Annotated in this window: 9 protein-coding genes; 8 read left to right on the top strand and 1 reads right to left on the bottom strand. The window is 71.3% G+C overall.

Annotated elements, in window-relative coordinates; all coding sequences use genetic code 11:
• The first annotated feature begins 75 nt into the window (after positions 1 to 75).
• On the top strand, positions 76 to 2,520 hold the full coding sequence (locus CGK74_RS03980; RefSeq protein WP_094267194.1) for a sensor domain-containing protein: 2,445 nt from the start codon (positions 76 to 78) through the stop codon (positions 2,518 to 2,520).
• 18 nt (positions 2,521 to 2,538) lie between these two features.
• Here CGK74_RS03980 and CGK74_RS03975 read toward each other — a convergent pair whose 3' ends face one another.
• Positions 2,539 to 3,261 carry an SIMPL domain-containing protein gene (locus CGK74_RS03975; RefSeq protein WP_048707373.1) on the bottom strand — a complete coding sequence of 241 codons (723 nt, stop codon included), beginning with the start codon at positions 3,259 to 3,261 and terminating at the stop codon, positions 2,539 to 2,541.
• A 168-nt stretch (positions 3,262 to 3,429) separates the two neighbouring features.
• Here CGK74_RS03975 and recB point away from each other — a divergent pair, with 168 nt between their 5' ends.
• The 7 genes from recB to CGK74_RS03940 all read left to right on the top strand — a co-directional run bounded on the left by recB (position 3,430) and on the right by CGK74_RS03940 (position 13,954).
• Positions 3,430 to 7,263 (top strand): exodeoxyribonuclease V subunit beta, encoded by a 3,834-nt coding sequence (recB, locus tag CGK74_RS03970; protein ID WP_094267193.1) that lies wholly within the window; start codon positions 3,430 to 3,432, stop codon positions 7,261 to 7,263.
• Entirely contained in the window at positions 7,260 to 9,245 is a 1,986-nt protein-coding gene (recD, locus tag CGK74_RS03965; RefSeq protein ID WP_094267192.1) for an exodeoxyribonuclease V subunit alpha, read from the top strand. Before recB ends, recD begins: the two co-directional genes overlap by 4 nt.
• A complete protein-coding gene (locus tag CGK74_RS03960; RefSeq protein WP_094267191.1) occupies positions 9,242 to 10,261 on the top strand; it encodes an extracellular catalytic domain type 1 short-chain-length polyhydroxyalkanoate depolymerase in 1,020 nt (339 codons plus the stop codon). Before recD ends, CGK74_RS03960 begins: the two co-directional genes overlap by 4 nt.
• A 17-nt stretch (positions 10,262 to 10,278) precedes the next feature.
• Positions 10,279 to 11,079 carry a molybdate ABC transporter substrate-binding protein gene (modA, locus tag CGK74_RS03955; RefSeq protein WP_094267190.1) on the top strand — a complete coding sequence of 267 codons (801 nt, stop codon included), beginning with the start codon at positions 10,279 to 10,281 and terminating at the stop codon, positions 11,077 to 11,079.
• A gap of 63 nt (positions 11,080 to 11,142) precedes the next feature.
• Positions 11,143 to 11,829, top strand: a complete 687-nt coding sequence (modB, locus tag CGK74_RS03950; RefSeq protein WP_094267189.1) for a molybdate ABC transporter permease subunit — start codon at positions 11,143 to 11,145, stop codon at positions 11,827 to 11,829.
• 26 nt (positions 11,830 to 11,855) lie between these two features.
• Positions 11,856 to 12,977, top strand: coding sequence for a molybdenum ABC transporter ATP-binding protein (gene modC, locus CGK74_RS03945; protein ID WP_094267441.1), 1,122 nt, complete (start codon positions 11,856 to 11,858; stop codon positions 12,975 to 12,977).
• A 77-nt stretch (positions 12,978 to 13,054) separates the two neighbouring features.
• Positions 13,055 to 13,954: an LOG family protein gene (locus CGK74_RS03940; protein WP_094267188.1), complete on the top strand. Its 900-nt coding sequence runs from the start codon at positions 13,055 to 13,057 to the stop codon at positions 13,952 to 13,954.
• Positions 13,955 to 13,962: the final 8 nt, after the last annotated feature.

Below are 13,962 nucleotides of genomic sequence, written 5' to 3'. Positions count from 1 at the left end.
GGGTAGCGCAGACTGCGCGCGCCAAATACTTCTTATCCTGGGATCAGAGCGCCCCGAGCATGGCCGAGCATACCGATGAGCGATGATAGCGGTCGTCTGCGGGCGGCCATCGACAGCCTTCAGGCCTGCATCTACACCAAGGATGCCGACGGCCGCTACACCTATGCCAACGACCTCGCCTGCGCGCTGCTGAACCTGCGCCGCGACGAGGTGATCGGGCGTTGCGACCACGACCTGTTTCCGGCCGAGCTTGCCGACGCCGCCCGCGCCAACGACCTGCGCGTGATCGAGAGCGGCGAGCCCATCGTGGCCGAGGAGTACTTCCCGTTCGGCGACCCGGCCGACGTCCGCTGCTGCCTCACCATCAAGCAGCCGCTGTTCGCTGCGGATGGCCGCGCCGACGGGGTGGCCGGCATCACCATCGACATCGACGCGCGCAAGCGCCGCGAGCAGCAGGTTGTGAGCCTGAAGAACGAGCTCGCCACCCTCATCCACGCCCTGCCTGATCCGGTGTTCGAGCTGGACCTGGAGGGCCGCTGCCTCAGCTATCACGCGCGCAGCGAGGACCTGCTCGCCGCGTCGCCCGCGGCCTTCCTGGGCAAGACCGTGCGCGAGGTGCTCGAGCGGGAGGAGGCCGAGAGCGTCCTCCAGGCCTTGCACGAGGCGCACGAGACGGGCCGATCCATGGGGCGCCAGTTCAAGGCCGAATCCAGGCAAGGGACGCAGTGGTTCGAGATCTCCGTCGCACCGAAGTCGACCGGTGGCGACGACATGCCCAGCTTCATCGTGCTGTCGCGCAAGATCACGCCGCGCAAGCAGGCGGAGCAAACGCTGCGCGAGCGCGAGTCGCTATTGCGCGCGGTGGTGGACAACATCCCGGCGGAGTTCTGGGCGCGCGACCTGCAAGGACGCTGCATCATGGAGAATGCGGCGACGGTGGCGCACTGGGGCAGCCTGCTGGGCAGTCGGGTGGAGGACGCCGAGGCGAGCCCCGAGGAGCTTGCAGACTGGCTGGCCAGCAACCGGCGGGCCTATGCCGGCGAGACGGTGCGCAAGGAAGTCGCGTGCGACATCGACGGCGAGCGCCGCGTGTTCCAGTGCGTGGTTGCGCCGATCCGCGTGGGCGGCGAGACCGTCGGCATCTGCGGCTTCAACCAGGACATCACCGAGCGCAAGCGCCACGAGGAGCAGATCCACCAGCTCGCGTTCTTCGATCCACTGACGCGCCTGCCCAACCGGCGCCTGATGCTCGACCGGCTCGAGCATGCGCTGATCGGCAGCGCCCGCAGGCACCAGGAAGGCGCGCTGCTGCTGATCGACCTCGATCACTTCAAGGATCTCAACGACACCCACGGCCACGAGGCCGGTGATGAACTCCTGATGAAGGTCGCTGCGCGACTGCGGCTCTGCATCCGCCAGGGCGACACCGCGGCGCGTCTCGGCGGCGACGAGTTCGTCGTGATCCTCGAGGACATCGACGGCGTGGTCGAGGGGCTGGTGCAGGCCAACGCCATTGCCGGCAAGATCCGCGACGAACTCAACCGTCCCTTTCATTTGATGCGCCGTGCCGACGGCGAGGCAATCACGTACCACTGCTCGGCCAGCATCGGCATCACCCTGTTCGGCACCCAGGACATCAGCGCGAGCGAGCTGTTGCGCCGCGCCGACACCGCGATGTACCAGGCCAAGGCCGCCGGGCGCAACACGCTGTGCTTCTTCGACCCGGCCATGCAGGCTGCCGCCACCGAGCGCGCGGCACTGCACGCCGATCTTCACCGCGCGCTGCGCGACCGCCAGTTCGAATTGCACTACCAGGTGCAGGTGGACGAGAAACGCCGGCCGATCGGCGCCGAAGCCCTGCTGCGCTGGCGCCATCCGGCGCGCGGGCTGATCTGCCCAAGCAGCTTCATCGGGCTGGCCGAGGAGACCGGGCTGATCGTGCCGATCGGCATCTGGGTGCTGCGCACCGCCTGCATCCAGCTCGCGGCCTGGGCGGCGAGGCCGGAGGCAGCGCACCTGCGCCTGGCGGTCAACGTCAGTGCGCGCCAGTTCCGGCAGGCCGGCTTCACCGACCAGTTGCGCGAGCTTCTTGCGGCCACTGGTGCCCCGGCCGACCGCCTCAAGCTGGAACTGACCGAAAGTACGCTGATCGAGGACGCCGAGGCGGTTGTCGAGCGCATGGAGGAACTGCGTGCGCTTGGCATCCGCTTCTCGCTGGACGATTTCGGCACCGGCTATTCATCGCTGGCCTACCTCAAGCGCCTGCCGCTGTCGCAGCTCAAGATCGACCAGTCCTTCGTGCGCGACGTGATGAGCGACGCCAACGATGCCGCCATCGTCGAGACCATCCTCGGTCTGGGCTGCAGCCTGGGCCTGAGCGTGATCGCCGAGGGCGTGGAGAGCGAGGACCAGTTCGCCTTCCTGACGGCGCGGGGATGCCGCGAGCACCAGGGCTACCTGTTCGGCCGCCCGATGGCGCTGCGCGATTTCGAGGCGCTGCTCGCCGTGCTTCACGACTGAAGGCGCCGCCGGCCGTGCCTACTGCAGGCTGAACTCGAAGGTGCTGACCACGCGCAGGCGCTTGCCGATGGTGCGCGAGCTGTCCATGTCGCTGCCGTCGTCGTCGAGGATGCGGATCGCGCCCTGGTTGGCGCTCTTCACCGGGCCGAGCGTGGCGCCGGCGTCGGCGGCGAACTTGCGCGCCTGCTCGCGTGCGCTCAGGGTGGCTTCTTCCAGCAGCTGCGGCTTGATGTCGTTGAAGCCGCGCAACTGGTAGCGCGGCCAGCCGCCTTCACCGTCGCCGCCTAGCTGCACCCCGGCCTTGATCAGCGGGTCGATGCGGTTCGATGCCGCGGCCACCGCGTCGACGCGGGCGGACTTTACCGTCACCTGTCCCTGGCCGTTGAAGCGCAGCGCCACGCGGTCCGGGCCGTACTCGCGCGCCAGCAGGTCCTGCACCTGCAGCGGCCGCACCTCGATCTCGTCGTCGGTGAAGCCCTGGCCATGCAGGAAGCTCACCACCTGGTCGCGATCCGCCGCCAGCGCCTGCTGCACGGCGGAAAACTCGTCTGCCGCTCGGCGAAAGCTCAGCGTCCACACCGCGAAGTCGCTCTTCACGTCGCGCTCGGCCAGGCCCTTCACCACGATGCTGCGGTCCGCCATGCGGAAGCGCTCGATGCCCTCGCCGACCTTCAGTCCCGCAAACGCCACCCCGCCGGCCAGCAGCAGGGCCGGGATCAATCCGATTCTCGCTTCCGCCACGATCCACCTCCGTTCGGCATGCCGATTCAAAACGACATCATAGCCAGTCGCCCGCGTGCCGGCGGCATCGGACATCGCCCACCGGCGTGCCCGTTCGGGATCGCGGTCCTGCCGTGCTATCGTCCGCCTGCCGCCGCGCGTCGGCCCGATCCGCTTTCGCTCCCCGCCATGTCCGCCGCTCCCGAACTCGACGTCTTCCATTGCCCGCTCGACGGCATCCGCCTGGTCGAGGCCTCGGCCGGCACCGGCAAGACCTGGAACATCTGCGGCCTCTACCTGCGCCTGCTGCTCGAGGGCGAGCTGCCGGTCGAGTCGCTGCTGGTCGTCACCTTCACCAAGGCGGCGACGGCCGAGTTGTCGGGGCGCATCCGTGAGCGCATCGCCGAAACCCTGCGCGTGCTCGAAGGTGCGGCGCCGGGCGCCGACCCCTTCGTGCCGCAGTTGATCGACACCGTGCAGGCGCGCGGCATCGACGTCGAGCGCATGACGCACCGCCTGCGCCATGCGCTGCAGACCTTCGACGAGGCGGCGATCTTCACCATCCACGGCTTCTGCCAGCGCGCGCTGGCCGATACGCCCTTTGCCGCCGGTCTGCCCTACGAACTCGAGCTGGTCGAGGACGACAGCGCTCTGCGACTGGAGGTCGTGCAGGACTTCTGGCGGCGCGAGGTGGCGGGCGGCGCGCTGGCGCCCCTGCTGGCGGAAGCGCTGCTGCAGGCGAAAGACAGCCCCGAGGCCTGGGCCGGCATCCTCGCCCGGCACATGGCTCGGCCCTGCGCACGCGCCGTGTGGGATGAGAACACGGGCCAAGGTACCGGCGAGGGCGCGCACGGCAGTGCCGGGCTGGCGCAGGCCGAAGCGACGCTGGCGCAGGCCTATGCTGCCGCGTGCGGGTCGGCAGGCGCACTGCAGGCCGCGATCGGCTGCGTGAACGATGCGCTCGCCGGGCTCAACGCCAACAGCTACAAGCCGGACTCCGTGGCGAAGGCGGCACGCCAGTGGGCCGACTGGCTCTCGGCCGCGAACCCGCTCCATCCCTTGCCGGGCGAAAAGGAGAGCAAGCTCGCGCTGCTCGCCACCGCGACGCTGGAGAAGCGCAGCACCGCCGCCGGGCGCAAGAGCGGCATCGCGCCGCCGCGCCATGACTTCTTCGACCTCGCCGAGGCCTTGCTGGCGGCGCGGGGCGAGGTCGATGGCCTGCTGTCCGCCGCGCGCCTGCGCCTGCTGCGTCGCTGCATCGAGGACTGCAGCGGCGAGTTGCGCCGGCGCAAGGCCGAACGCCGCCAGATCTCCTTCGACGACATCCTGTGGAACGCGCACCAGGCGCTGCATTCCGGCGCGCAGCCCTGGCTGGCGGCGGCCCTGCATGCGCGCTATCCGGTGGCGCTGATCGACGAGTTCCAGGACACCGACCCGCTGCAGTTCGGCATCTTCGACCGCATCTACCGCGCCGAGGGCCGCCACGGCAGCCTGTTCCTCGTCGGCGATCCCAAGCAGGCGATCTACAGCTTTCGCAGCGCCGACCTGTTCACCTACTTCGCCGCGCGCGACCGTACCGACGCGCGCTACACGCTGCGCCAGAACCAGCGTTCCTCGCCGGCGCTGATCGAGGCCTGCAACCGCCTGTTCGGCGCCAACCCGGCGGTGTTCATGATGGGCGGGCTGGACTACGTGCGCGTGGGCGCCGGCAACCGGCCGCGCAAACCGCTGATCGACGATACGGTGGACGGCGAGGTGGCGCCGCTGCAGCTGTGGCGCATCCCGCGCGACGAGACGCTGGCCGAGGACGACGAGGGCGGCGGCGCCCGCCTGCCGCGCGCGGTGGCCCTGCATCGCGCGGCGCACGCCAGTGCCGCCGAGATCGCGCGCCTGCTGGCGGCCGGGGCGCAGGGCAGGGTGCGCATCGGCGAGCGACCGCTGGCGCCGTCCGATATCGCGGTGCTGGTGCGCAGCCACGGCCAGGGCGCGCGCATGCGCCGCGCGCTGGCGGCCTTCGGTGTCGGCAGCGTCGAGCTGTCGCAGGCCAGCGTGTTCCATACCGACGATGCCGAGGAACTCGAGCGCGTGCTGCTGGCGATTGCCGAGCCGCTGCGCGAACGCCGCGTCAAGGCGGCGCTGGCGACTGCGGCGATGGGGCGCGATGCCGCGGCGCTGTCCCGCCTGGCCGGCGACGAGGCGGCGCTGATCGGCACGCTGGACGCCTTCGTGCGCTGGCGCGAACTCTGGCTGTCGCGCGGCTTCGGCGTGATGCTGCGCCAATGGATGAGCGACGAGGGCGTTGCTGCCCGCCTGCTCGGGCGGCCGGACGGCGAGCGCCGCCTCACCAACCTCATGCACCTGGCCGAGCTGCTGCAGCAGGACGCCGGCACCGCCACGCCGGAGGTGCTGCTGCGCACGCTGGCCACCCGCCGGCGCGATGCGGCCGGCGGCGAGGCGACCCAGCTGCGGCTCGAATCCGACCGCAACCTGGTGCAGATCGTCACCATCCACCGCTCTAAGGGGCTGGAGTACGGCGTCGTGTTCTGCCCCTTCCTGTTCGACGGCTACGCCCGCAGCGGCAGCGAGGGGCCGATGCGCGCCTGGCACGACGACGACGGCGAACTGGTGCTGGATTACCGCGAAGCGGCGGCGAAGGACGAGGAGGTCAAGGCTCGCCTGCGCCGCGAGCGTCAGGCTGAGGATCTGCGCCTGATCTACGTCGCGCTGACGCGCGCGGTCCATCGCTGCTACCTCGTCGTCGGCAGCTATGCCACGCTGAGCTTCGGTCGTGTCAGCCACACCGAGGGCGGACGCAGCCTGCTCAACTGGATGGTGGCCGGTGCCGGCATGGATGCCGATGACTGGGCCGAGCACAAGGCCAGCCCGGTCGGCACCGACGCCTGTTGGCGTGCGCTGGTCGCGGCGAGTCCGCTCGACGGCCGGCCGACGATGCAGCTCACCGATCTGCCCGACGGTCAGGGCGAGCCACTGGCGCCGCCCGACACCGCGGGCCAGCGCCCACGTGCCCAGCGGCCGCCGCAATTGCCGGCAGGCTGGCGCATCGGCAGCTTCAGCGCGCTGATCTCGGGCGCCGCGCAGGAGCAGGCGGCGCTGGACCACGATGCGAATGCGCTCGATGCCGGCGAACTGGCGGCGCTGGCCCCACTCGCAGGGGATGCCGGCGCGGTCGCTCCCGCGGCCCCGGCGGACGACGACATCCTGCGCTTCCCGCGTGGTCCGGTGGCGGGCGACTGCATGCACGCGGTGTTCGAAGCCGCCGACTTCACCGACCCCGGCGGCTGGGATGCCGCCATCGCCGCGGCGCTCGCAGCCCATCCGCAGCGCCTGTCCGCCGACCGGCGCCAGCGCGGACGCCCGACGCGCGCTGCGCAGCAGGACGAGGCCGCGCTTCTGCCGCGCATGCTGCGCACGCTGCTGGCGGACGTCGTGGCCACGCCACTGCTGGCCGATGCCGAGGGTGCCGCGCTGCGGCTCGACAGCGTGCCGCCCGCGCGCCGTCTGGTCGAGCTGGGCTTTCACCTGCCGGCCCCGCGCCTCACCGCGCCGCAGCTCAACGCCTGGCTCGCGGCACACGGCTATCGCATGCCGCGGCTGGCCTTCCATGATCTCGACGGCTACCTGAAGGGTTTCATCGACCTCGTGTTCGAGCACGACGGGCGCTTCTGGGTGCTGGACTGGAAGTCCAACCATCTCGGCAACCGGCCGCAGGATTACGCGCCGGCGCGCCTCGAAGCCGCGATGCAGGCGCATGGCTACCACCTGCAGCACCTGATCTACAGCGTGGCGCTGCATCGCCATCTCGGTCGCAGCCTGCCGGGCTACGACTTCGAGCGCCACTTCGGCGGCGTGCTCTACCTGTTCGTGCGCGGCGTGCGGCCGGGCTGGCAGGTCGAGGGCAGGCCCGCCGGCGTCTTTTACCACCGTTGCCCGCGCGCCACGCTCGAGGCGCTCGATGCGCTGCTCGCCGGCACCGCCGACACGCGCGCGCTGGAGTCCGCATGAACGACCTCGCCGACGGCTTTGCCCGCCATCTGCTTGCCTGGGCCGACACGCTGCAGGCGCCGGCAGACAGCCGTACGCTGCTGGCCGCGGCGGCGCGCCGGCTTGCGCTGGCGACCAGCGCGGGGCACGTCTGCATTCCGCTGGCGGCGCTCATGGAACGCGGCGCCACCGAGGAGAGCGTAACCGAGGCGCTGAGCGCCGCCGGGACAGGGAGGAGCGACGACTTCGCGGCCGCGGACGGGCAGTCCGACGCCGACTGGATGCCCCCGGCGTGGGCCGCCGAAGCGCCGGCCGCGCACGGCGCGGAAGAACTCCGCCGCCGCCTGCTGGCGAGCGGCGTGGTGGTCGATGCCGCGCAGGCCCTGACAGGCGCCTCGGCGCATCCGCTGGTGCTCGACAGCGGCGATCGGCTCTACCTGCGCCGCCATTTCGACCAGGAGCGCGCGCTGGCCGGGGCGCTGGTGGCGCGCGCGCAGCGCCCCGCCGCAACGGTGGCGCCGCCGATGCTGCTCGATGCGCTGTTTCCGCCCCGTGCCAGCGCCGCGCCCGACTGGCAGAAACTCGCCGTGGCGCTGGCGCTGCAGGGCCGGCTCACGGTGATCAGTGGCGGGCCGGGGACGGGCAAAACCACCACCGTCGCGGCCCTGCTCGCCTGCCTGCTCGAAAGCCAGCCGGCGCTGCGAATCGCGCTGGCCGCGCCCACCGGCAAGGCCGCGGCGCGCATGCTCGACGCCCTGCGCGCGCGCGCAGGGAAGCTGCCCGAAGCGCTGGCCGCCCGCCTGCCGACCGACGCCTTCACCGTGCACCGCCTGCTCGGCGTCACGCCCGAGCCCGGTCGCTTCCGTCATCATGCCGGCAATCCCCTGGCGGTCGACGTGCTGGTGGTGGACGAGGCCTCGATGCTGGACCTCGCGCTCGCCACCCGTCTGGTCGAGGCGCTGCCGCCCGAGGCGCGGCTCGTGCTGCTGGGCGACAAGGACCAGCTCGCCGCGGTCGAGGCCGGCGCGGTGTTCGCCGAACTGTCGGCGCAGTGCGTCTATTCCGCGCCGATGCGCGCGCATCTCGCGCAGCTCGATCCGGTCGCCCGCGCGACGCTGGATAGCCCCGACGCAGCCTTGGCGGCGGAGGAAGCAGCCGCTGCGCCGCTGGCGGACGCGGTGGCGTGGCTGACCGAGAGCCGGCGCTTCCTTGCCGGCTCCGCCATTGGCCGGCTGGCGGCCGACATCCGGGCCGGCCGCGGCGATGCGGCGCTCGCGTGGCTGAGCGCGGGCGAGGCGGCTTCCGCCTGCTGGATCGAGGACGCCGGTACGCAACTGGGGGCGGCGACGCGGGCGCGTATCGAGGCCGGGTTCGCACCCTATTTCGCGCTGCTGCGCGAGGCGCTGCCTACCCCTGCGGCCGGTGCTGCGACCGCGATCGACGTGGCCGCGGCCACCAAAGCGTTTGAACGCTTCCGCGTGCTGGTGGCCGTGCGCGAGGGCGGCCGCGGCCTGGCCGCGCTCAATGCCCATCTCGAAGCCCACCTGCGGGCGGCGCTCGGCCTGCCGCCGGAGCGCAGTGCCGCGGCGCGCTGGTATCCGGGACGGCCGGTGATCGTGCTGGCCAACGACTATCGCCTCGGCCTGTTCAATGGTGACATCGGGCTGTGCCTGCCGGACGAACAGGGCGAACTGCGGGTGTTCTTCGCCGCGGCGAATGGCGGCTTCCGCGCCATCCCGCCCTTGCGCCTGCCGGCGCACGACACGGCCTTTGCGCTGACGGTGCACAAGAGCCAGGGCTCGGAGTTCGATGAGGTGCTGCTGGTGCTGCCGGCCCAGCCTGTGCGGGTGCTGACGCGCGAACTTATCTATACCGGCGTCACCCGCGCCGCGCACCGGGTGACGGTGGCGGGCGCCGGCGACGTCTTCGTCGCCGGCTGCGCGGCCCGCACGCTGCGTGCCTCGGGCCTGCGCGACCGCATGTGCGAGGCCGCGCAGGCATGACGCGCCGCGTCCGCAAGTCGCCGCTCGTCCGCGCAATCCAGCGCGTGGCCAGCGCAATGACGCGCACCGCGTTCGAAACGGGCGCCCGCGAGGCGGGCAAGGCCGTGGCGCGGACTGTCGAGGCGATGGCGGCGCCGCACCGGCCGCCGCCCGGTGCGGGCGACTGGATCGCCGGGCAGGCGATCGGCGCGGCGGGCGTGCGCCGCTTCCATCTGTTCCGGCCGCCGGGCATCCGCAATGACGAGCGCCGGCCGCTGATCGTGATGCTGCACGGCTGCGGCCAGACCGCGGCGCAGTTCGCGCGCAGCACGCGCATGAACCGCATCGCGCTGCGCGAGCGCTGCCTGGTGCTGTACCCCGAACAGGACCGCAGCGCCAACCCGCAGGGTTGCTGGAACTGGTACGACACGCGCAGCCGCCACGCCGATGCCGAGGCAGCGACGCTGCTGGCGGCGATCGACCAGGCCTGTCTGCTGTATCCGGTGGATCGGGCGGCGGTCGCGCTGGCCGGCATCTCGGCCGGTGCGAGCATGGCGGCGCTGCTGGCGAGCCGCTGGCCGGCGCGTTTCCGTGCGGTGGCCATGCATTGCGGCGTGCCGCCAGGCAGTGCCCATTCGGCGGCTTCGGCGCTGGCCGCGATGCGCGGGCGGCGCGCAGCGGGCAGCCTGACGGCGGAAGTGGGTGGCCTGCCGCCGCTGCTGGTGATCCATGGCCTCGCCGACCCTGTCGTGGCGCCGGTCAATGGGCGTGCTGCAGCGGAACAATGGGCTGCAGCAGCAGGCGCGCAGGCCGGGCCGCCACGTCGCGTGCAGCGCGGCGCACGCTACCCGATGACGGTGACCGACTATCGCGCGGGGCGTCGGCTCGTCGCAAGACTGGTCGAAGTCGATGAGCTTGGCCACGCCTGGAGCGGCGGCGATGCCGGTCAGATGTTCAGTGATCCGCGCGGACCGGATGCGTCGCGCATGGTGTGGCGCTTCCTCGCAGCGCAGATCAGGCAGCGCCTTGCCGAATGACTGACTCAGGGACAGAGATGACGAAAGTGCAGACGAATCGAAGACATTTCCTGCGTGCCTGCATGGCGATGGCGGCCCTGCCCGTGGCGTCGGTCGCCGCGGCTGCGGAGGACACGGTGACGATCGCCGCGGCGGCCGACCTCAAGTTCGCCCTCGACGAGATCGTTGCGGCCTACCGCAGCCGCCAGTCGGGCGACCGGGTCGAGGTCATCTACGGCTCGTCGGGCAAGTTTGCGACCCAGATCCGCCAGGGCGCGCCGTTCGACCTGTATTTCTCGGCGGACATCGCCTATCCGCGCGAACTGGAGGCCGCGGGCCTGGCTGCCGGCCCCACGCGGCCCTATGCGCTGGGGCGCATCGTGCTGTGGAGCAACAGCCGTGACGCGTCGGCCCTGCGCCTGCAGGATCTCGCCGACCCCGCGCTGGGTCGCATCGCCATCGCCAATCCGCGCCACGCGCCATATGGCAAGCGCGCGGAGGAGGCCTTGCGCGCCGCGGGGGTGTGGGACGCGGTGCAGGGCAGGCTGGTGCAGGGCGAGAACATCGCGCAGACGGCGCAGTTCGTGCAGAGCGGCAACGCCGGCATCGGCATCATCGCGCTGTCGCTGGCGCTGAACCCGACGCTGGCGCAGCAGGGCGGGTACGCGCTGATCGACGACGCGCTGCACGAACCGCTGGAGCAGGGTTTCATCCTCACCCGGCGCGCGGCCGGCAATGCCGCGGCGGCGCGCTTTGCCGACTTCATGCAGGACGAGGTGGCGCGCGCGATCATGCGCCGCTACGGCTTCGTGCTGCCGGGTGAGGGCGGCGCGCGCTGAGCAGGGCGCAGTTTGACGGCACAATAGCGGCTGTCCTCCTTCCGCGCCGAGTGCCGCCACCCGATGTCCTCCCTCAGCAGCGCCGACTGGTCCGCCGTCTGGCTCACGCTCAAGCTTGCCACCGTCAGCACGGTCATCCTGCTGCTGGTAGGCACGCCGATCGCGTGGTGGCTGGCGCGCACGCGTTCGAAATGGAAGGGTGTGGTCGGCGCGGTGGTGGCGCTGCCGCTGGTGCTGCCGCCGACCGTGATCGGCTTCTACCTGCTGCTGGCGATGGGACCGAACGGGCCGGTCGGGCAACTGACCGAGGCGCTCGGCATCGGCCTGCTGCCGTTTTCCTTCGCCGGTCTGGTGGTGGGCTCGGTGATCTACTCCCTGCCCTTCGTCGTACAGCCGGTGCATAACGCCTTCGAGGCCATCGGCCGCCGCCCGCTGGAAGTCGCCGCCACGCTGCGCGCCGGGCCGTGGGACAGCTTCTTCAATGTCGCGCTGCCGCTGGCGCGGCCGGGCTTCGTCACCGCGACCATCCTCGGCTTCGCGCATACCGTGGGCGAGTTCGGCGTGGTGCTGATGATCGGCGGCAACATCCCGGACAAGACGCGCGTGGTGTCGGTCGCCATCTACGACCACGTCGAGGCGCTGGAGTACGCCGAGGCGCACTGGCTGGCCGGCGGCATGCTTGCCTTCAGCTTCCTGGTGCTGCTCGCCCTTTACGGGCGGCGCTACAGGACGGGCGGAGGGCTGGGCTGATGGCGGACGACCTGCACTTGCGCGGGATGCCGCCGACCGATGGGCCGCGGCAGGATGCGCCCGGTGCCCGGCAGGGCATCCGCATCCGCCTGGAGGTCGCCTTTGCGGACTTTCGGCTCGATGTCGACCTCGACCTGCCGGGGCGGGGCGTCACCGCGCTGTTCGGGCACTCCGGCTCGGGCAAGACCACGCTGCTGCGTTGCGTCGCCGGGCTGGAGCCGGCTGCGCGTGGCGTGCTGACGGTCAATGGCGAGTGCTGGCAGGATTCGGCGCGTGGCCTTTTCGTGCCGCCGCACCGGCGCCAACTCGGCTACGTGTTCCAGGAAGCCAGCCTGTTCCCGCACCTGTCGGTGCGGCGCAACCTGGAGTTCGGCCTGCGCCGCATCCCGGCTGCGGCGCGCAAGGTGTCGCTGGCGCAGGCCACGGCCTTGCTGGGCATCGATCATCTGCTCGAACGCATGCCCGACCGTCTGTCGGGCGGCGAACGCCAGCGTGTCGGCATGGCGCGCGCCTTGCTCACCAGCCCGCGCATCCTGTTGATGGACGAGCCGCTCGCCGCGCTGGATGCCCGCCGCAAGCAGGAGATCCTGCCCTATCTCGAACGCCTGCACGACGAACTCGACATCCCGGTGCTCTACGTCAGCCACGCCGCGGAGGAAGTGGTGCGCCTCGCCGACCACGTCGTGATGCTGGGCGAGGGCCGGGTGATGGCAGCCGGCGAGCTGCGCGCGACGATGGCGCGGCTGGACCTGCCCACCGCGTTTACCGAGGACGCCGGCGTGGTCGTCGAAGGCCGGGTGGCGGAGCACGACGACCACTACCACCTCACCCGGCTGGACTTTCCGGGCGGCGCGGTCTGGGTGTCGCGCCAAGTGGCCGAGCTGGGCCGCATGCTGCGCTTTCGCGTCCATGCTCGCGACGTCAGCCTCGCCGACCACCAGGTCGAGGGCACCAGCATCGTCAACCTGTTGCCGGTCGTCATCGACGAGATCGTCGGCGCCGATACCGCGGCGCATGTGCTGGTGAAGATGGATGCCGGTGGCACGCCGCTGGTGGCGCGCATCACGCGGCGCTCGAGCGAACAGTTGGTGCTGCGTCCGGGGCGCCGGATGTGGGCGCAGATCAAGTCGGTGGCGCTGCTGGGCTGAAGGCGTCCGCGCGCCGCCCTGGCTAACTGCGATGCCAGGGTGCGATCATGGCGCCCCCGCAAGCATGGACAGCCCGCATGACCGACTCCTCCCCCATCCGCGCCCGCAACTTTCCCTCCGCCCAGGACGAGGCCAAGGCCGTCCAGCCGCACGGGCGCTACGACGGCCCCGGCAGTTCCTTCCGCATGGCCTTCACCGACACCGATTTCCTGCTGCGCGAGGAGCTGCGCCCGGTGCGCCTGCAGCTCGAACTGCTGAAGCCCGAGCTGATCCAGCAGGAGCAGGGCGTGGAATCCACCGTGGTGGTGTTCGGCAGCGCGCGCTTCAAGGCGCCGGACGTGGCCGAGGCGATGCTGGCGGACGCGATCGCCAGCCGGGACGAGGCGGCGATCCGCCACGCCGAGCGCATGGTGAAGAATGCGCGCTGGTATGACGAGGCGCGCCGCTTTGCCGAGCTGGTGACGCGCGAACCCGACGCGCTGGGCGAGCCGGTGATCGTCGCCACCGGCGGCGGCCCGGGCATCATGGAGGCCGGTAACCGCGGCGCCTTCGAGGCCGGTGGCCGCAGCATGGGCATGAGCATCTTCCTGCCCTTCGAGGAGGCGCCCAACCCCTACATCACACCCGAGCTGTGCTTCCAGTTCCACTACTTCGCCATCCGCAAGATGCACTTCCTGATGCGCGCGGTGGCGCTGGTGAGCTTCCCCGGCGGGCTGGGCACGCTGGACGAGCTGTTCGAGGTGCTGACGCTGACGCAGACGCGCAAGATCCGCCGGCGGCCGATCGTGCTGGTGGGGCGTGACTTCTGGGAGCGCCTGATCGACTTCGACGTGCTGGTCGAGCACGGCGTGATCAGTCCGGAGGACAAGAACCTGTTCCACTACGCCGAGACGGCCGAGGAGGCCTGGGACGCCATCAAGGCCGCCTACCAGGGCGACAACCCGGCGCTCGTGGCGCGCCAGATGCGCGGCAACTGAGCGCCAGT

Source organism: Thauera propionica (assembly GCF_002245655.1).
Lineage (GTDB): Bacteria > Pseudomonadota > Gammaproteobacteria > Burkholderiales > Rhodocyclaceae > Thauera > Thauera propionica.
Note: the sequence above shows the minus strand (reverse complement) of the source record. Positions and strands in the feature narration are given on the sequence as shown.